14 protein-coding genes are annotated in these 19683 nt (G+C 54.3%); 12 read left to right on the forward strand and 2 right to left on the reverse strand.

Annotated elements, in window-relative coordinates:
* Positions 1-478: 478 nt before the first annotated feature.
* The 12 genes from K5905_RS06935 to K5905_RS06990 all read left to right on the forward strand — a co-directional run bounded on the left by K5905_RS06935 (position 479) and on the right by K5905_RS06990 (position 17910).
* Positions 479-1081, forward strand: coding sequence for a calcium-binding protein (locus tag K5905_RS06935; protein ID WP_297581821.1), 603 nt, complete (start codon positions 479-481; stop codon positions 1079-1081).
* A 90-nt stretch (positions 1082-1171) separates the two neighbouring features.
* Complete coding sequence (locus K5905_RS06940; protein WP_297581823.1) at positions 1172-3382, forward strand: glycosyltransferase family 2 protein; 2211 nt, start codon at positions 1172-1174, stop codon at positions 3380-3382.
* Positions 3379-4230 carry a class I SAM-dependent methyltransferase gene (locus tag K5905_RS06945; RefSeq protein ID WP_297581825.1) on the forward strand — a complete coding sequence of 284 codons (852 nt, stop codon included), beginning with the start codon at positions 3379-3381 and terminating at the stop codon, positions 4228-4230. Before K5905_RS06940 ends, K5905_RS06945 begins: the two co-directional genes overlap by 4 nt.
* Positions 4227-5483, forward strand: coding sequence for a glycosyltransferase family 4 protein (locus tag K5905_RS06950; protein ID WP_297581827.1), 1257 nt, complete (start codon positions 4227-4229; stop codon positions 5481-5483). Before K5905_RS06945 ends, K5905_RS06950 begins: the two co-directional genes overlap by 4 nt.
* Positions 5484-5494: 11 nt before the next feature.
* Positions 5495-6262 carry a hypothetical protein gene (locus K5905_RS06955; protein WP_297581829.1) on the forward strand — a complete coding sequence of 256 codons (768 nt, stop codon included), beginning with the start codon at positions 5495-5497 and terminating at the stop codon, positions 6260-6262.
* Between the two features lie 5 nt (positions 6263-6267).
* Positions 6268-8553, forward strand: coding sequence for a glycosyltransferase (locus K5905_RS06960; RefSeq protein ID WP_297581831.1), 2286 nt, complete (start codon positions 6268-6270; stop codon positions 8551-8553).
* Complete coding sequence (locus K5905_RS06965; RefSeq protein ID WP_297581833.1) at positions 8550-9899, forward strand: glycosyltransferase family 4 protein; 1350 nt, start codon at positions 8550-8552, stop codon at positions 9897-9899. Before K5905_RS06960 ends, K5905_RS06965 begins: the two co-directional genes overlap by 4 nt.
* Positions 9900-9927: 28 nt before the next feature.
* Positions 9928-11115 (forward strand): polysaccharide pyruvyl transferase family protein, encoded by a 1188-nt coding sequence (locus K5905_RS06970; RefSeq protein WP_297581835.1) that lies wholly within the window; start codon positions 9928-9930, stop codon positions 11113-11115.
* A gap of 255 nt (positions 11116-11370) precedes the next feature.
* Positions 11371-12900, forward strand: a complete 1530-nt coding sequence (locus K5905_RS06975; RefSeq protein WP_297581837.1) for a DUF6212 domain-containing protein — start codon at positions 11371-11373, stop codon at positions 12898-12900.
* Between the two features lie 43 nt (positions 12901-12943).
* Positions 12944-15703 (forward strand): glycosyltransferase, encoded by a 2760-nt coding sequence (locus K5905_RS06980; RefSeq protein WP_297581848.1) that lies wholly within the window; start codon positions 12944-12946, stop codon positions 15701-15703.
* A 44-nt stretch (positions 15704-15747) separates the two neighbouring features.
* Complete coding sequence (locus K5905_RS06985; RefSeq protein ID WP_297581839.1) at positions 15748-17091, forward strand: polysaccharide pyruvyl transferase family protein; 1344 nt, start codon at positions 15748-15750, stop codon at positions 17089-17091.
* A gap of 6 nt (positions 17092-17097) precedes the next feature.
* Complete coding sequence (locus tag K5905_RS06990) at positions 17098-17910, forward strand: glycoside hydrolase family 16 protein (RefSeq protein WP_297581841.1); 813 nt, start codon at positions 17098-17100, stop codon at positions 17908-17910.
* Between the two features lie 63 nt (positions 17911-17973).
* Here K5905_RS06990 and galE read toward each other — a convergent pair whose 3' ends face one another.
* Positions 17974-19017 carry a UDP-glucose 4-epimerase GalE gene (galE, locus tag K5905_RS06995; protein WP_297581843.1) on the reverse strand — a complete coding sequence of 348 codons (1044 nt, stop codon included), beginning with the start codon at positions 19015-19017 and terminating at the stop codon, positions 17974-17976.
* Between the two features lie 314 nt (positions 19018-19331).
* Positions 19332-19683, reverse strand: a 352-nt coding sequence (locus K5905_RS07000; RefSeq protein ID WP_297581846.1) for a transglutaminase-like cysteine peptidase, incomplete at its 5' end; no start/stop codon positions are given.

The following is a 19683-nucleotide window of genomic DNA, read 5'->3' on the forward strand; positions in this document are numbered from 1 at the left end:
CGTTTGGAGGGATTGGTATCGAACTTCGAAATTACGGTCTGCGCGCAGGCCGTAATTGCGTCGAAGGTCAGGAAGTTCCGTGCTGACTTTTACAGCCGAGCCTCGACGTTGTGTCTGCTGAACGGAGATTTTTGTTGCGATGCATCAGTCGCATTTGAAGTGATGGATTTTGAGTAAGTTGTTGATAAAAATCATTATTTTAGATTTGGTGCAAGATACCTTGCAGCTAAATTAGGCGTAAACAATTTCGAATTTAGAAGTAAAAATACAAGTATTTAAAACTATTCTCCAGAAAAGTTTGTATAAAATACTTCCCGTAACAAAATATTGCCTTATTTTTTTCATGTTTGTTCCATTTAGTATGTCGTCATTATGTGTATTCTGCTTTCTGTGCCGTGGGATATATTCACTTGTGCGGTGCAACGTGCCACGGGTTTCCGGGGCTTAGTTTGAGTGAGGCGAACTTCAGGAGTTTACAATGGCCACAATTGAAGGCAGTGCTTTCCAGGATTTCCTGCAAGGCACGGATGCCCAGGATTTCATTTTTGGACTTGGGTCTTCCGACCTTTTGCTTGGCGAAGGTGGGGACGATTTCCTCTTCGGTGGCCGGGGTGATGACCTCGTTGCCGGCGGCGACGGAGCGGACAAGATGTTCGGCGGCAGCGGGAGTGATGTGCTCCTTGGTGGCGGTGACAGGGACATCATCTTCGGCGGCAGAGGCGACGACTATGTTGCCGGCGGCGAAGGTGGAGACATTATCCTTGGCGGTGGCGGCAACGACGTGATCGACGGTGGGGCCGGAAACGACCTCATGTTTGGTGGCGGCGATCACGACGTGTTTGTGTTCAGCGGCGGTGGCGGCAACGACATCGTGATGGATTTCCAGGTCGGAGACCTGGTCCAGATTTCAACGAACATCAACGATACCGGTATCGCGTCCTCAGCGGATGTTGCCGCACGTGCGACGCAGGTCGGCAACAACACCGTCATTGATCTGGGCAATGGCGATACCGTGACGCTGAACAATGTCAGCACAGACGATCTTCAGGACAATCCTGACGGCTATATCGTCGTCTCCTAATGCAGTTGACCCGGGGCAACCTCTTTGAGTTGCCCCGGGTTGCCTTTGATACTGCCCGATTGATCATCGTAAAAGAGTACCAGGCGTAACATGCTCGAAACCGTGGGCACCCGTGCCGAGGCGTTGTTCGACGTCCCCCAAATACTGCAACTAGCGCCGGAGGTCTGCCTTGTCGTTTGGGACCCGCCCCATCCGGTGAGCGCGGCGCCGCAGCTTGAGGAGCAAGCCGGCGTCCGGTTCAAGTCTGTTGCCAGTGTTCGATTGCCGCGCCTGGACGGACGATCCCGCCTCTTGTGGATTTTCTCGGTCAAAGAGCAGCAAGCGCTTCATCTGCAGCTGAGCGCCGGTGTGGTTGGTTCCGGGGCCGAGCTTGTTCTGGAGGCCGGTCAGGTGCCTCAGGCGGCGGACCCTTATGCGTTGACGCATGGACTGACCCAGAATGCCTGTGTTGTCCTGGTTACCACCATGCTGAACACCTGGTCCGGCATATTTCGACTTGGCCGGTCGCGGCGGTTCGTTGGCTTTGCGACCGACCTTCTTCGATCTGTAAATGATGCGCCCTCGGTTGCCGATTGTGTGGCATCGGTTGGAACGAAACGCGTCGTCGAAACCATCCTGAACGGCGATTGTCAGGAGATATCCTCCGCAGTTCTTATCGGAAGCGACGGTATCACGCGGCTGACGGATCCGTTTTGCAATGTCCTGACGGCGGAAGGCAAGAGCAGACTTCTTGTTGGAACAGTGGATTTACCTCGCCTGCCGGAAGACAGCCATCTGGTGCTTTCGGGAAGCTGGGGGCTGGCAATTCGCCGGCTGGAGCTGCAAAACGGTGGCCGGAGTTTAAGCCAGTGGTGGGCTTGTGCGTCGCGAAAGCCGGCGGAGCTGCGGGACTATCTGATCTCCACTTTCGGCGAATTTTCGCCGGCGAGCCGTGCAGCCGTTCTGGACCTTCAAACCAATGAGCCACTGGCAGCGCGTCGTCATGGCGTCCTCGGAGACACGTCTCCATTTTGCGCGATTGAAACCGCACTTGCAGGTGAAGCTGGAGTACTTGCAGGCGGCTGGATGCGTGATCCCGGCGGATCCTATGACGGTATCAATCTCCTGGATGGTGCGGGTGATCGTATTCCTCTGGATCTACATACATTTGACGGCGTATTGCCGGAAAGCCAGGGAGGGTATCGGATCAAGCGATTTGTTGCTTTCTCTCCGGTCGGAAAATCGCTGCGGCATCACTTGCAGCCACGTTTCGAGTTGAAACTTGCATCCGGTGACAGCGATATACTGGTGCCGCCGCCGCAACCGAGCGACCTTGCCGAAATAAGATCAAAGGCCTTGTCGGTCGTGCCTCCCCGCCAGGCGACGGATGAGGTCATCGAAACCTGTCTTGCTACCCCGTTTTCAGATCTGCAGAACAGGATATGTCAAGCAACTGGACAGCCATTGGAAATCTTGATCGGTGAGCAGCAGAAACATCCGATCGTTTCGATTGTCATTCCGCTTTACAAGGTGCTTGAGTTTTTGAAATCGCAGCTGGCGGCATTTGCCGCTGATCGCTGGCTGGTTGAAAACGGCGAAGTCATTCTGGTTCTGGACTCACCTGAACAGGCAGTGCAGGTCGAGGACCTGCTTGCCGGCTTTTACCTGCTCTACGGGCTGCCCGTCAGATTGATCGTGATGGAACGCAATTCCGGATACGCGCTTGCCTGCAATGCTGGTGCGGAGCAGGCGCGAGGGCGGTATCTTGCGATGATCAATTCGGATGTTGTCCCCTTGAACTCCGGGTGGCTGGAACAACTTTGCGCCAGTCTGATGATGGACGAGAGTGTCGGGGCGGTCGGAGCCAAGCTCCTTTATGCGGACAATGCAATCCAGCATGCCGGTCTGAAATTCATTCAGGATGAAAAGGCGCGTTGGTTCAATCACCACTATTTCAAGGGATTCCCCCGACGGTATCAGTCTGCCAGCCAATCGCGGGAAGTTCCGGGTGTAACCGGCGCATGTTTGATCGTTTCAAGGGCGGACTTCGAGGCCGTAAATGGGTTTTCGACCGACTATATCATTGGGGACTACGAAGACAGTGATCTTTGCCTCAAGGTCAGGCAGCTGAACCGAAAGATCTATTACATTGGCGATGTCGAACTCTATCATTTTGAAAGAGTTTCAATAAAGAGCAATGCCGATTACACGCGCGGCGTAGCTTCTCAATACAATCGTTGGTTTCATCAGACCCGTTGGCAGGACGTCATGTCGGACCTCATGACATCGATTGGCTCATTTGACCGGGTGGAAATCAGATGAATTCGACTGTTTTAACCGCAAATCGTGTGGGTGTGGATACCAGCCCGCCCAAAGGGGAACGCCTCGTCGACCTGCTCAAGATGATCGGGCGCAACCGCTTTCTGCCGGTGCCGCCGCAGGAAAACAACTTTGTCGGCGACGGGGATTATCTGACGATCGGTACCGAGTTTCTCGGGTATTTCGTAGACTATGGTGGATTGAGGGAAAACGAACGTGTCCTCGATGTCGGATGCGGCATCGGCCGAATGGCCGTTCCATTGACCCAATATCTTGATCCAGGTTCGGGGCAATATGCCGGTTTCGACCCGACCTCAGCAGGCATTCAATGGTGCACAAGGAATATCGGTTCAGCCTATCCGAATTTCCGTTTCATGCATCTGGATATTGCGCACGATCTCTACAACCCGGACGGCTATATCAACGGCAGTGAAATTGCCTTGCCATTTTCAAACGGATCCTTCGATTTCGCGATCATGACGTCTGTCGTGACCCATTTGCCGCCGGAAGAAATTCAACCTTACTTTAGCGAGATCTCCCGCCTTCTGGAATTGGGAGGCCGCTTGTTCTTGTCAGCATTCGTGATCGAAGACGGCGCAAATCCAGATGATGACGGGCGAGACCCGCGCGTTGAGTTTGTGCGGGCCGGCGATGGGCCGGTCTGGTACGCAAACCAGGACGCTCCCCTGGCAGCTGTTGCGTACGACGATGGATTTCTCGACAATGCACTTCATGAAGCCGGGTTTGAAATCGCTCTGAAACGGCTTGGTCACTGGCGGGGAAAAACAGGCAACCAGCATTATCAGGACTTTTTCGTTGCAGTGAAAACCGCACGGGGGAGGGGAGCTTGAAGATCCTCGTCCTTGCTCACAACCATCCGGACCTGCATCCGGGAGGAACAGAAACAGTCGCCTGCGAACTCGCCAGAGCCTACCGGAAATCTGGTCATCAATGTCTGTTTGTCGGCGCGACCAATCACCTGCATAGGGAGCCTCATCCCGGCACCAGCTTTCAGGCGATCAGTGACAGCGGAGACGAGCTGCTCATGTGGGCCGGCCATTTCGACCGCTTCAACATGAGCCAGGTGGATTTGCGGGCTTTCGTTCCGGACATGCAGGCGCTGCTTGAAAATTTTCGACCGGACGTCGTTCACATTCACCATCTGCTGTTATTCGGGGTAGAACTGCCGGTTTTGATCCGAAGGGTCTTACCAGACGCCCGGATCGTCATGACATTGCACGACTATTATCCGATTTGTGCAAATGATGGCGTGCTGATGCTGAGCCCGGATGAGCCATGCGCTGCACTTAGCGGCAGCGGATTGTGCCGATGTTTGCCGGACGCCAAACCCAATGATGTTCGATTGCGCGAGCGTTTCATCAAGATGCATCTTGGGGCTATCGACCAGTTCGTGGCGCCGAGTGCCTTCTTGCGGGACGTTTATGTCCGTTGGGGATTGCCGGCTGAGAAAGTGAAACTGATCCGCAACGGCCGACCGGATGTTGCAATTGCGCCTGAACGATCAGTGGTAAATGGTGCTCGGAACGTCTTTGGATATTTCGGCAATCTGACACCCTGGAAAGGCATTGAGGTTCTGCTTCAAGCCGCCAGGCTGCTGATCCAACGGGACGTCGAATTCGAGTTGCGCGTTCATGGCGCCGCGCCTTTTCAAAATGAGCTGTTCGTGGAACGGGTGGATCAACTGTTTGAGGAAACGTCCTCACATGTGACCCGTTTGGGAGCTTACAAGGTGCAAGAGGTCCCTGACCTCATGGCTTCCGTCGACTGGGTCGTGGTTCCGTCGGTCTGGTGGGAGAACGCGCCGCTTGTCATTGCAGAAGCACGACAGCACAAGCGACCTGTGATTGCCAGCGGTGTCGGCGGCATGGCCGAGGCAGTGAAGGATGGTGTCGATGGTCTGCATGTTCGCCGAAACGACCCCTCGAGCCTGGCGAATGTGATGATTTCGGCGGCACACGATCCCCAGCTCCACCAAAAACTTTCCATGCAGTCTCCTGCACCACTGACCGTTGAGGCGGTCGCTGAGCAATATCTTCAAATGTTTACCGGTCGGCCGAAGGCTGCCGATGAACCCGCAGCATGAAAAGCAGTGCCATGTCCGTAGTCAAAGTTGAAACCGAAGCGGCGCAGGTCAAGCCTCAGAAGGAGATTGAGGCTCCAAAACTTCAGGGTCGTGTCGACGCTCTTGAAAACGGGCGCCTTCTGGGCTGGGCGTGGGACGCGTCGCACCCGACGGACCGGATGACAATCCATGTATTGCACGATGGCGAGCGGGTCTTGAGCAAGACAGCGGAAACGGAACGTATCGATCTGCGCAGGAACGGGATCGGTGACGGTGCCTATGCTTTTGACATCGAATTGCCCCAGGCGGCCGCGGCAGCGCCTGAAGGACTTTCAGTGATTGCTGAATCGCCACTGGATAAAACGCAGTTGAAATTGCCGCGTCCGAGCGCAGAGGAACGTGCGGCGGAAGCAGCTGTCGCCATGCCGCTGTCACTGGTGATGGAAAAACTCGATCGCCTGATCGCCGCTCAACGCCAGAGTGCCATCGGGCAGCGCGATGCGACCGTTCTGTTGCGAGAGACTGTGCAGCGGATCGACACGCTCGCCTCGACCGAAGGGGAACTCGGCGAGGCAATGGGGATCTTGCGCAAGGGGCAGGGTGACCTGGAACAGCGGGTCAAGGAACTAGAGGTGTTCCTGTTGCGCTTTGACGGTACGCTGAAAAGTTTCGATGACCGGTTGACCGCGCTTGGCGAACGAAGCCGCAGCAGCATCAAGTTTCATCTGTTGCTGCTGGCAACACTGCTCGGTGTGATTTGCGGCATGTTGTTTGCGGCAATCAGCGGCGTCGGGGGGTAGCTGCGATGAACCAGCTCGTCATCCGGGAACAGGCACGCAGCGTTCAAGACGGCAACGAGCCGCTCCCTGCATATCAGCTTGTGGATACGTCGGCTTCACAGCCCGAAAAGTCTGTTCCGCTTGAGGATCATGCAGCACTGTTCACACTGCTTGACCGGGACACTCTTCTGCTCGGAGCGAGGGGGGACGTGCTTACCGGGGGTGCGCCTGCGATCCTGAACGAAGACCCGAAAACTTCCACGCCCTGCACGGTTGCCGCATTGCCCTGCCGACAGAGCGGAGCGGAGGGAAAAATTCCGTTCGTGGGCGTGCTTTCCCTGAAGAATGTGCAGCCAGGTGACTTGGAACGGGTGACGGTTCGTAGTCGCGGTCATTCCCATGCCTACGTTTTGAAACACGGGCCGATGGCGCTGCAGGCGTTTCTGGAAGGGGTGGGTAAACTTGCGTCTCAATCGGGGGCGGATGTTGCCAACAGTCTGCTGGACGCGCTGATCACTGCGAAAGCTAATTACCGGGGTCTGGATATCGCTGCTGCCATCATTCGGAAAATTGCCAGAAAAGATGGCTTTGTGGAGATGCTTGGCGCCTTTGACGAAGACGAACTCTACCTGCAAGGCTGGACGAAAGATCTGCCTGCCGGGACTTCCCGGGTGTTCGTTGCCACAGGTAACGACAGGAGCAGGCTGGTTCAGTCCGAACTAACCTGTGGGCGCTTTGAGCGCAAGGATCTGGCTGGCAAGGCACATGGATTTTGCGGCCTGCTTTCGGCAGAGAATTTGCTGACTGCAGAGGGTATTATCCAGGTCTTTTATCGCGGCAGAAACGGTTGGAACTCCATAGACGTTCACGAGCGACGGTCCTTGTTGGACGGCAGGGCGCTTCCCGCTCAAATCCGTGCATTGCTGCCCGGTCTTTCTCTGCCGTCGACGGGAGGGCGCGAAAAACTTCTGGCTGCTTCGCAACGGTTCGATGGCAGAGAAACCGTCAGCGAACTCGAGATGCCCGTACGGCTTGGGATCGATTTCAGTGCGCGGATTGATGCAGGTGGCGTTTTCATTTGTGGATGGCTCCTGAACCCGGAAGATCGAGTGGCGTGCGTGCTGTTTCGCGGCAAACGCATTTCGCGCAGGCTGGATGAAACCTGGATTACCCAGCTGCGACCAGATGTTTCAAGTGCATTTGAGGACTTGTCACCGTTCTTGCGGGGGATGGATGCGAGCCACCGACATGGCTTTCTTGTCCATGTTGCTTGCGAACCGGACGATATTGGTGATGCACCCTATTTCGAGCTCGTCCTGAAGAACGGGCATTCTGCCTACGTTCCAGTTGCCCTGGCTCAGTCCTCCCTGCGTGGCACCCTGAAGAAACTGGTTTCAACACTTGATCCGGTGGTTGCGCAATCTGCCAGTGTGATCGAGACCCAGTTGTTGCCGATGCTCCAGGCACATTCGGCGCCTGAGCCGACAGTGGGCAAAGTCACTGATTTCGGATCGTTTCCGGACATCTGTCCAACGTCGGTCGTGATCGGGCTGGACGAGACCATTGACCGGATGCTTGTCCTTTTGCCGTTGTTCGCGCTTGACCCGTTCTTGCGGGAAATGCCCCTGGTTGTGTCCGGTCCCGCTCCCTCAATTGCAGAACAGATGGCGGAGATCAGGCGCCTCGCGGAATTCTATGAGCTGAAATTGCGAATCGTGCAGGTGTCCCATGTTGAAGACAAGCTCGATGCGCTTCAGGCAGGTCTGCAAGTTGCTCCAAGCGAAGCGGTCGTCTGCATGAGCGCAGACCTTGTTCCGCGCACATCCGGTTGGCTTGAACAGTTGCTCGCGGTTTTTGAGGAGCGCAAGGGTAAGCAGGTCGTTGCTCCGACACTCCTTTATGAGGATGAAACAATTCGATGGGCAGGAGCCTGGATTGACGGTGAAGATGATGCCCCGGACCTGAAACAGCATTACGTCGGATATCCGCGCCGGACCCTACAAGGGGTGAAAGGCAGTGACGTGGATGCGACGACCTTTGATTGCTGCATACTGCCGCGTGCCTTTCTTGGCGATGCCGGCGGCTTTACGCGGGCCTATCTTGGAACTGATGAAAAGAGTTTCGATGCGGCTCTGAAATTGCGGCGGAACGGAGTGCTCTCCTATTGGGCGCCCGAAGTGGAAATGGTTCTTCCGGAAAATGGCGCCGGTGCCGAGCAGGGCTGGCGTCGATTGAGCGCAACGCTGGATCGACATGTATTCGACAGGCTTTGGGCGGGCGCATTGTGTGATCTGAGGGAGGAGGCACAATGACCGTCGCTGCCACTCCCGAACCGGCAAATGCGGATGATATGCTGCGTATTCTTGTGGTTTCTCACGGGCATCCAACCTTGTCTTTCGGCGGAGCCGAAATTGCTTCATACAATCTGCACCTTGGCCTGAAAGCGTCGCCACAGGCTCAGTCGTTCTTTTTGGCACGGGTGGATGGACAATACCCGGGCCACAGCAGATCGGCTTTGATGGGGGCCGGAGAAGCCGACGACGAGTTGCTGTATCACGCTGACGACTATGATCCTTTTCTGATTTCCAATCGCAACACCAATGATCTTCTGCGCGATTTTCGCCGGTTCGTTCGCACGCTCAATCCGGATGTCATCCATTTTCATCACTTCATCGGCCTGGGGCTCGAGGCGTTGTATGTCGCCCGGGAGGCCGTGCCGAATGCGGCGATATTTGTGACTTTTCATGAGTTTCTGCCCATGTGCCATCACCACGGGCAGATGGTCAAAACTTCAGGTCACCGTCTTTGCGAAAAAGCTTCGCCGATATCGTGTCACGGCTGCTTCCCGGAAATCGACCCCGGTCAGTTCCTGCGGCGAAAGCAATTTGTCCAATCGATGCTCGCACTCGCAGACGGTTACATCTCTCCGAGCCACTTTCTCGCCGAACGCTATATTCGGTGGGGCATTCCTGCAGAGAAATTCGTTGTCATTGAAAACGGCCTGAATGTTCCCGAGCGCGCGGACATCAGGAAGCCGGCAGGTGCAAATGCCCGGCGTTCGAAATTTGCCTATTTCGGACAGATGACACCCTACAAGGGGATCGATGTCCTGCTTGATGCAGTCCAGCGCGTACCGGAGGCCGTTTGGGGAGACGATGCCACGTTGACGATCTTCGGGGGAAATCTGGAACGCCAGCCTGAGGCTTTCCGCAACAAGGTGTCTGACCTTCTGGAAAAGACAGAAGACCGGGTCCGGTTTGCAGGTGCTTACGAGAACAAGGATATGCCGACGCTGATGCGTCAGGTTGACTGGGTAATGATGCCGTCGGTCTGGTGGGAGAACTCGCCGGTTATCATCCAGGAGGCATTTTTTCACGGTCGTCCCTTGATTTGCAGCGGAATTGGCGGAATGGCGGAAAAGGTCCGCGATAATGTCGACGGCCTGCACGTTCTTGCGGGCAGTCCAGAAGACCTCTCGGCAAAAATGGTTGAAGTTCTTGAGACCCCTTCGATCTGGACACGGCTTCATTCGGGAATCCAGCAACCCAAGAGCCACATTGCGTCAGCGGGCGAACATCTCGGTTATTACCGTTTGGTCATCGAATTGCGTCAGGCAGATCAAACCGCTCTGACCGGTGGATTGCAGAAATCTGCGTAGGCAGCTGAAATAAATAAAGGAAATCCAAATGTCGCGCATTCTGGTCATGATCCCGTCCGGTGAAGTCTATGGTCATGACAACGTCCGTTGGTACAACTGCTCCGACGTCCAAAGGAGCATCAATCACTATCACAACATTGGTGATGCGTTCGTCTTCGACTCGTCGCTGAAACTCCTTGAGTTCTCCAAACTCGGCTTCCTGAACATCCGGGAATTCGATCCGGTCGAAATCGACCGCTTGAAGAACGAGTACGACTATGTGGTTTTGAGAGGATCCAACTACATCCACAGAGATATGGATTGGGAGTTGGCGGAACAGGTCCTCAGACGTCTCGGCCTTCCTGTCCTTGCATTCGGTATCGGCGCGCAAGCACCGGTAAATGGAAAGCTTCAACTTTCCGAGGCGACGAAAAACGTTCTTCGGATTATTGCAGAATCAACCGCCTCCATTGGGGTGAGGGGAGCTTTCACAGCCCAGGTTCTCTGGGATATGGGGATCGGCAATGCCAGGATCATCGGTTGCCCGACCGCCTTTCGCAAAAACGATCCTTCACTGCAGATTACTTTGCCAAGGTTCGGTGACGTTGAGAAGATTGGTCTGACCATAAGGCGCGAGGTGTCTCCCGCGTATGCCAGCGATATCCGGCAATACCTGACCTTCCACCGCAATCTCATCAAGTCGAGTGCGGCCAAGTTCGACGTGACACTGATGGCGCAAGGGGAAATTGAAGAAAAGAAACTCGTCCTCGGGACTGACGTCCAGAAGGAGGAGGCAATGTTTTCCTTAAGAAATAATGCCTGGGTCCGGGAATGGTATCTCGACGATGAAATGGAGCGTCTCTACCGGACCAACTTGTTTTATTCCGATGTTGTCGCCGACTATGACGAGGTCGTGAAGCGCTGCGATTTCGTGCTCGGCTATCGACTTCATGGCAACCTGATGGCTTTGGCGAATGGCGTGCCGGCACTCTATTTCACCTATGACAGCCGCACACGTGAGTTTGCCGAGACATTCAAGATTCCCAGTTTCGACGTGTTTTCCGACGAGGTCTTCAGACTGAGTGACTTCTGGGATCAATCCAGATTCGATGCCTTCAACCTCAATTATCAAAAGACCTATCGGGCAATGCATCAGTTTTTGAACGAGAACGGAATCGCCAACAAAATGATAGCTACGAGGGCTTCGGAGCTGACTGGGAGAAGGGACGTTGCCTGATATGTTTCTGTAGAGGCATATTCGGAAATTAATTCGAATTTCGATGTATTATTAATGTAATAATACTCATAATTTCTTTATTTATTCAGTTTTCAATTTATATAAATACTTATACTTAAAATATTTTTCTTTATATTATTATATTCGCGCCGCAATCTGGTCACAAAATGTCATATCTTCTTGAGTAATATTTGATGGTTGCGAGTGAGCGTAACCATCAATGGATGTTTGGCGTAGATGGAGTTGGGGGCTTAAATGACAGTAGTGGCCACGCGTGAATCCCTTTCCTTGCAAAAATCGGCACAGGAAATTTCACTCTTAAAGGACGTGACACTGATCGTTGCCGGCGTTGCCCGGCATGAAATTCCGAGCACTTTGAAAGACGCGCTCAAGGTCGTCTGGTTCGAAGGTGTCGAAGACGATTACGCGGTCTTCTCCGAAGAGAACAATGCCAGATTTGTAACCGCTGAAGCGCCGATCATGCCGGTAGCCGTCCTGGTAAACTCCACCGGTACCGAGAGCAAGGACACGCTCTTCAAGTGGCTGCAGAGCCGGGGTGTCGCCCAGCATCCTCCTGTCATCGCCTGGGGGCAGGGCGCTGGCATTGATGCGGTCTCATCATTGATCGGTGTCTTTGCGGATACCATGCGGTCCGGTGCGAGGCGTCAGGCGCTTTCGAGCAATGAGCTTAGAACTCTTCGAAGCTTGAATGATGATCTCCAAAACCGATTTGCGGCTATCGAAGCTTACCTGAATCGTCATGGATTGCAGCCGCTTGACCTGCTTTTCAGCAATGATCCGATCGAAAACCCGCTCAATCCGCATGTCCTTTCATCCGCGTCGTCTGAGGGCATCAGTCAGGTTTTGCCGGTCGCGAGTTCCGGTGTCAGCGGAATTGCCGTTCATGTGGAACAAAAAGCGGTACGACCGGATCTGAAACTCCGCGCTCAGCTGATCACACTGGAAGATCTTCGGATCGTCGACACGTGGCAGGTGACCAGCGGTGAGCTCGTTTCAGGCTGGAATATATTCGGACTGTCTCGGTCCACCGCCGGGCTGCGCAGAACGCTTGAATTCCGGCTGCAGGTCGAGGAGACCGACGAAGAACTCCCACTGTTGTCTGTCGGAGGGCTGCAACCGATCGAAATGTTCCAGGTTCGCGACGCCGCTTCTGGAATGCCGCTCTTGAAAAACAGCCTGGCCTTGCAGATCTGGGGTGGTATCCCGGGTGTCTCCATGCCGGCCTGGGCAAATTATCTTCCTGCTCTGTCGCAGCAGCTTGGACCTGAGGAAGGCTTGCGCGATATCCCGATTGCACCGGGTATTCTGGAGCACACCAGCCTGGCCAACAGCGACGAGGTGTCTTTCGACTTTGAAGCGATCATGCCGTTGCCGAGCGAGCATGCCATTGGATGCCATCCTCCCGTGGAGGGGATGACCATCGGTCAACTTCCCGCAGCCTGCCCGCCGCGACTGGTCCGCATGTCGGCGAAAACCTATATCGACAACAATCGCGCCGCTGATATCGATTTTGCCATTGTCGTTGCTGAAGACCTCGATGCAGCAAAGGCCCTGTTCCGGGAAGAGCGCGAGCCAGCTGTCGGTGAAGCCTATTCCGGTTGGACGACCGTCACCTTCGGCGACACGGCGCATATGAGTGCGTTTGCGGGTGAACAGGTCAACCTATGGCGGAATGTCTATTTTGCGACCCGCATGACCGAATCCGGAAACAACGATTTCGCCTGGGCCAAATTTGCAAATTTCCGCGCCGTCGTGAGCGGCTGAGTTGATGTTGCAAAGAGAGGTCAGGAACTCAGACTTGCCGAATGTGCGCTATGCCCAGTTCGGCGGTCAGGAAGCTTTTTCCGCAACGGTGGCCATTGTCGTACCTGTCTACAAGCATTCGGTGCTCTTGACGGAAGCGATTGATACGGCCCTTTGTCAGGAAGCTCCGTTCAACATTGCCGTTATCGTGGTCGATGATGGTTGCCCTTATCCTGAAACGGCCGAAGTCGGCAAAGCCTATGCGCTTGCGCATGAGAATGTCTTTTACCTCAGGAAATCAAATGGCGGTCTGAGCTCCGCCCGGAATTACGGCATCGAATTCGCGTTGCGCTCCTTTCAGGACCTTGAAGCGGTATATTTTTTGGACGCCGACAACAGGATCACACCTTCCGCGATCAGGGTTCTGTTTGAATATCTGCGCGCCAACAAGGGTGTGGATTGGATCTATCCGAATATCGACAAGTTCGGGATCGAGTGGAATGGCAATTATACGGCCCAGTATTCCAGGCTGCTCCACGTTACGTTCGACAATATCTGTGAGGCTGGCAGCCTTGTCTCCAGATCCCTTCTCGATGCCGGAATCCGCTTTGATGAAAGCATGAAGTCCGGTTTCGAGGATTGGGATTTCTGGCTGCAGGCAATCTCGAAAGGTTTCAAGGGCACCAATTTCCCGTTTTTCGGCTTCGAGTATCGCCAGCGTGCCGAAAGTATGCTGCGAGACTCGAACCGGACGCGTGAGAGCATCCTTGGCTACATGAAGGACAAGCATAAGCGCCTGTTTGCGACCGACACGCTGTTGCAATGGGAGCATGAGGAAACACCTCGATTTGCCGCGATCGGAGCGGACACTTACCTTGTCGACCTGTTCACCGATCCCGTCATTGCTCATGAAACGCGCGGGTTCGAGGAATTCGTCAAGATGTTCTGGGCTGCGATGGCGGAACCGGAAACATTTGGTGTTCCACCTTTCTGGCTTTGGATGTCCACAACACATCGGGATGCTCTCAAAAACCTCGGGCTGCTTCATAACGTCCTGTGGCTGGGAGAGCGGTTGTCGGAATCCCACCACTTTGTTGCCGTCCGGTTCGAAAGTGACCGGGATACGCTTGCAATTGAAATTGAAACCCATGGCGAAGGCCGGGAACTGAGCAAGAAGCCACTTGGCTGGATGAGCTCCCTGAGCATGTTGCAACAGTGTGTTGAAGACAAGTCGGACGACTGGGTCAGGTCCCTAAAGGGGCCAAATCCAGCTCCGAAAATTGCGGAAATCGTTATTCGTGGACCGTTCTCCGCAGATGAGATGCAGGGAACCGCACTATCTTCGACCAACATTTTGCTGGCAACTTTGGGGGCGCTCAGAGAGTCCGGCTACAAAAGCGAACCGGACAAACGCTGGATCTGGCGTTCGGCCTATTTTCCCAATCGGAGCAAATATCACGAATTGCTGCGCCGTGCGGTCGGGGCGGCCCCGATCATGCCCCGCCTCAGCAAACCGGACGGTCCATTGCGAGTGGGGCTGTTATTGCCGATCGCAACCTTCGGCGGCGTGGAAAAGGTCGCATATGCCACTGCCCGAGTTCTGAAAAACGCCGGATGTGAAGTTCATGTCTTTGTATTCGGGAAACCCACATACAACCGCATTCCTGACAATGACGGGGTTTTCGACAGTATCAATTTTCTAGCGGACGATTATCCGCTTTGGGGTGGGCCGAACATGTTCTCGGGCCATGACATCCTCATGGGGCACGACGAAGCGGCGCGCGCTGAAGAAGTGATCGGTTTCCTTTCAGGCCTGGATGTGGTCGTCAACAATCAATTGGCACCTGCCAACGCGATCTTCGGCGAGCTGAGACGTCGCGGTGTGAAAATCGTGAACTATGTTCACGTTCTCGACAGTTCGGAAATGGGACGCCCGGCCGGGCATCCTTATCTGTCTCTTGCCTATGAACATATCTACGACGCTGTTTTGACCTGCTCCCGGGATATGGCGGAATGGCTGCACGGAATGGGAGTTCCGATGGCCAAGCTTCTGCATATTCCCAATGCGCCTGGCTATCCGATGCCGGACAAGCAGATACAGGCCGTTGCGGAGCTGCGCCGTCAAGAGCGTAGAAGTAACCTGAAAGCGGTCTTCCTCGGGCGGTTGGACAGGCAAAAGGGGATTGAACGCATACTGTCGGCGGCGCGGGAACTGAAACGGCGAAACGTGCCTGTCGATTGGCGGGTGGTCGGCTCGGATGTCATGGACGAAGGTGCCGGCGGAAGTTGGAAAGAACGTTTTGCCGAAGTCGGAATACAGGTAGAGCAGCCGATCTACGACAGTCGCCGGCTCAGTAAACTTCTGGCTTGGGCAGATGTCTTCGTATTGCCATCCCGCTGGGAAGGAGCGCCTCTTTCAATCCTCGAGGCACAACGGCTTGGATGCGTGCCAATCGCGACAAATGTCGGCGCGGTCTCCGAACTCATTCAAGACAGGGTTGATGGGGTGCTGTTGCGGTCGGAAGATGACGGTGTCGTCACCCATGACCTAATTGCCGCTTTGGCGGATCTGGCGACGTCCAGAGACCGTCTGAGGACAATGTCGGATCAGGCAATGAACCGCGCCTCGACACGCAGCTGGGAGAAGAGCCTGCAGCCGTTCTTGCGGCAGTTGCGCAACTGGTTCCCGGACAGATTTCAAAGCGTCCGGCGCACGCGCGCCCGGATTTCTCAATCTCACATACAGGGTGTGTCTTTCGGTGCAGCGAATTCAGAGCGCGAAGACCAGTTGCAGCACCCGGAGCGCCAAACGTCCATTCGATAGCAGAAGGGCGGTCGTGACCAAATTAGGGAAAGGTGAAAGATCACATGAAAAGGCTCTTCGTTCTGAATGGCGGTGCTGCCGTCAAGCCGGGCAATAAGTCGGCATTTTTGAAAATCGACGATCCGCTCTCCACGTTTTCGCGAGGGGGCATCAATACGGGTGACGTTCTTGTTTATGATGCAATGCTGAAGGCACTTGCCTATGACCAGATCACCAATGTGCAATTCGCGCATGCAGAGGACGAAAAACTCTGGCCGAAACAAGAATATGACGCCGCCGTTATCCGTGGGTCCAACTATCTGACGGAAACCGTTGATATCGGCAATGTCATTCCCTTGCTGAAGAAGCTGAAGGGTCCGATTGTTCCGATCGGTGTCGGAGCCCAGGCTGCCAAATACAAGAAGCTGGAATTGCCGAAAGGCAGTGTCGAAGCATGGAAGATCATCGCCGACAAGTGCGAAACGATCGGTGTGCGCGGAGTTTACAGCGCAGAGGTGTTCAACGACCTCGGCATCAAGAATATCCGGATTATCGGTTGTCCGAGTTTCTATCGTGACCTGCGTCCATCCATCCAAATCAAGCCTCTGGATCCGGCAAATGCACGTGTCGGACTGACGCTTAATCGATATCTTTCCGCGGATTACGCGTCCAATGCGACCAAGACGAACAGGATGCAAAGGGCGCTGATCCAGGCAGTTGCCCGGCGTGCGCAGAACCGTCTTTATTCTCAGGGTGAGCGCGAGGAAACTCTGGCGATATTCGACAAGGGCGAGTCGAAGCAAAAACACATTCAATCGATTTTAGGCAAATACGGCCTCACAGGTGACAAGGATGTCGAAACCTTGATGGGTGAGCGTATGCAGGCCTTTTTCGATGTTGACGAATGGGCTGCCGATGCCAAGGAAAATGTTGATGTGCTTGTCGGTTTCCGACTGCATGGCAATGTAATCGGATTGCATCAGGGTATTCCGGCTGTGTTCTTCACCTATGATTCCCGTATTCGGGAACTGTCCACTCTGTTTGCGATCCCGTCGGTGGAAGTTGAAGAATACCTGCCGATCAATCTGGAAAAGATTTTCGAGACTGCGGACTTTTCGAAAGTCCAGCATGTCTATCGGCTCAACTATGCTGAATATCACCGGTTCCTGACGGAAAACGGCTTGAACCATGTGCTGCCCAAGCCGGTCGCATCGCCGCCCGAAAAGCCGCTTGTCAAACCCAACCTGGTACAAACCGGGCAGAACCTGGACGAAGTCACCGGCTGGTTTCAGGATGAGGTTGACTTCATGACAGGCGAGATCGAAACCCTGCGCAGTCGAGCCTGGAACCTGGAACTCAAGCTGCGTGAATTGAAAGGCGCAGATCCCAAAGCGAAGCTGGCAAGCTGATACCAGATGGCTCAAGATACTGGAAAAGCTGTTGCCATTGATCGTCGGCGGTTCCTTCGAACCGCCGCAGGTGGACTGGCATCGGCAGGTTTTCTGGCAACCTCAGGCCGGCTCAGTGCTTTGTCGTCTGTCGATCTGCCGGTGCCTCTTTCGCAAATGGAGGGGATCTGGCAGCCGACATTTGAGGACAATTTCTTTGATCTGGGCCGGTTTCATCAAAACTGGGAGCGGATGCGGAAAGGGGGGCATGGGCATTTCACCATGCGTTATCCGAGGAATGTCGTCGTCGACCATGGTGAGGTTGATCTACTGCTCGGGCATCAAAGTGATCCGGACAGGCCATTCACCGGCGGATACATCCGCACCCGGAATTTCCGGCAGCTATACGGGTATTTCGAGTGTGAGATGCGTATCGCGAGCGAAGCCGGGGTCAACAATGCCTTCTGGATGATCTCCGACAAGCGTACAGCGGGCGAGACACATTTCGAACTGGACGTTGCTGAGGTCAAGTATCCGAACATTGTGCAAGTCTCGGTTCGGCGCTGGCGGCCGGAGAAAAAAGTTCTGGCGTCTCGTTATCGATCAAGCACGCGCCTTGACGACACCTTTCACCGCTACGCAATGCTTTGGACTGAAAAGTCGTTTCGTTTCTACGTTGATGACTTGGAGGTATTTGAAGCCGAAAACGAATTTGCCCACACTCCGGCAATGTTGTTGTTGAGCAATGCGGTTGCACCGTTTGCGGGCAAGAATGACGGCAGCGTAGTGGGGGCTGCGACGACCATTCGCAATGTGAGGGCGTTTCAGGACTTCAGTTAAAGTGCTCGCGCTGTTGTATTGGGAAGCTCAAAGGCCGGTCGAAACCGGCCTTTGAGGTCATATTCAAGCCTGTTCTTTATCGGCAGTCGTTTCGTAACCTTGGGGATTTTTGCAAACCCAGTTCCAGGTGTCCCGGCACATAGCGTCCAGGTCCCGCTGCGCCTTCCAGTTCAGGGTGCTTTCAGCAAGCGCCGTATTGGCATAGCACTCGGCAACATCGCCTTCGCGACGCGGGGCAATGGTATAACGGATCTCCTTGTTGGAAGTGCGTTCGAACGCACGTACCATTTCAAGAACGCTGTAGCCATTTCCTGTGCCGAGGTTGACCGCGAAGCAGTTTGACGGCGCCGATCCGTCAGCAAGAACCTCATGAGCGCGCAGGTGGCCTTCCACCAGGTCGATCACGTGGATGTAGTCACGCACACCGGTGCCGTCCCGGGTTTCATAATCGTTGCCGAACACAGAAAGCTGTTCCCGGCGACCGTCAGCGACCTGGGTGATGAAAGGCATCAGATTGTTGGGAATTCCGAGCGGGTTTTCTCCAATGAGACCGCTGTCATGAGCACCGACCGGGTTGAAGTAACGCAGAATGCCGAAGCGCCAGGAACTGTCACTTGCCGCAACGTCGCGAAGCATCTCCTCGATCATAAGCTTGGTACGACCGTAAGGGTTCACTGCACTTGTCGGATGATCCTCCGTCAATGGAAGAAACTGGGGTTCCCCGTAGACGGTTGCTGACGACGAGAAAATCATCTGCTTCACGCCGCAATTGGCCATCGCCGACAGCAGGCGATGCGTGCCGACGACGTTGTTGTCATAATAGGCAAGAGGAATTTGTGTGGATTCACCCACGGCTTTCAATCCTGCAAAATGAACAACAGCCGTGCATTTGTGCTGTTTCAGAACCGTCTCAAGGGCCGACTGGTCGCGAATATCCGCTTTGACATATGTAACCTTCTGACCGGTGATTTCGGCAACACGGTCAAGACTGACGCTGTTGGCATTCGAAAGATTGTCCAGCACGACGATATCGTGACCCGCCTGGAGGAAGGCGACACAGCAGTGAGATCCGATATATCCAGCGCCACCGGTTATCAGTACAGTCATTCTTACCTCTGTCATGTGTAGTTCAGTAAATTCTTTAAATTTTGTTCGAATTTACTTAAGTTTATTGGTTTTTAAACTTCGACTTGGCCGTTTTCTCTATATGTATTTGGTCGAAATTATGACGCTTAAACTTTTGTTCTAAATTAAAACTTGTTTCTTTCTATCGAGGTGTGCCGAGTATTTCTTGTGCCGGAGAATAAGCATTTTTCATGGAATGTGGAATACATATTCATGACATTGGTGCAGGTTGCCGTTCACGGTGTGCGAAAGCGGTGAACGGTATCTCAGTTGCCATGGGAACCAAAGATCCAGCTTCAGTTGACGACGAAATAAGCATGATCAGTTGCCAGGGCGGTGATCGTGTCCTGGCGAAGGTGGTCCAAGGTAACCGGATAACGGTACCGGTTGTCGAGGATCGTCGGCTGTGGCCCCAAAACCTGGAGCACCATGTGGCCTCGACCCTTGCTGGTTTCCAGGATCAGTAGTCTTGTCTGAGAAACGTCTAGACCGGCAGCCGTCAGGATTGCCTGTTTCAAGAGAACATGATCCTCGCAATCACCTGATCCTCGTAGCAGCGTTGCCAGCGGCGTGGCCCAATGATCGTCTTCCATCCGGTCTTCAGCATATCGGATGTTGCGCGAAATCAGATACTGGACCCGAGCTGGA

The sequence above is a fragment of the Roseibium sp. genome (genome assembly GCF_025698965.1).
Classification (GTDB): domain Bacteria; phylum Pseudomonadota; class Alphaproteobacteria; order Rhizobiales; family Stappiaceae; genus Roseibium.

Excerpts from the sequence above, each read along its gene's own strand:
- K5905_RS06960 (WP_297581831.1), top strand. The coding sequence starts at position 6,268 with ATGAACCAGCTCGTCATCCGGGAACAGGCACGCAGCGTTCAAGACGGC.
- K5905_RS06945 (WP_297581825.1), top strand. The coding sequence starts at position 3,379 with ATGAATTCGACTGTTTTAACCGCAAATCGTGTGGGTGTGGATACCAGC.
- K5905_RS06970 (WP_297581835.1), top strand. The coding sequence starts at position 9,928 with ATGTCGCGCATTCTGGTCATGATCCCGTCCGGTGAAGTCTATGGTCAT.
- K5905_RS06940 (WP_297581823.1), top strand. The coding sequence starts at position 1,172 with ATGCTCGAAACCGTGGGCACCCGTGCCGAGGCGTTGTTCGACGTCCCC.
- K5905_RS06990 (WP_297581841.1), top strand. The coding sequence starts at position 17,098 with ATGGCTCAAGATACTGGAAAAGCTGTTGCCATTGATCGTCGGCGGTTC.
- K5905_RS06935 (WP_297581821.1), top strand. The coding sequence starts at position 479 with ATGGCCACAATTGAAGGCAGTGCTTTCCAGGATTTCCTGCAAGGCACG.
- K5905_RS06955 (WP_297581829.1), top strand. The coding sequence starts at position 5,495 with ATGTCCGTAGTCAAAGTTGAAACCGAAGCGGCGCAGGTCAAGCCTCAG.
- K5905_RS06975 (WP_297581837.1), top strand. The coding sequence starts at position 11,371 with ATGACAGTAGTGGCCACGCGTGAATCCCTTTCCTTGCAAAAATCGGCA.
- K5905_RS06965 (WP_297581833.1), top strand. The coding sequence starts at position 8,550 with ATGACCGTCGCTGCCACTCCCGAACCGGCAAATGCGGATGATATGCTG.
- galE (WP_297581843.1), bottom strand. The coding sequence starts at position 19,017 with ATGACTGTACTGATAACCGGTGGCGCTGGATATATCGGATCTCACTGC.
- K5905_RS06985 (WP_297581839.1), top strand. The coding sequence starts at position 15,748 with ATGAAAAGGCTCTTCGTTCTGAATGGCGGTGCTGCCGTCAAGCCGGGC.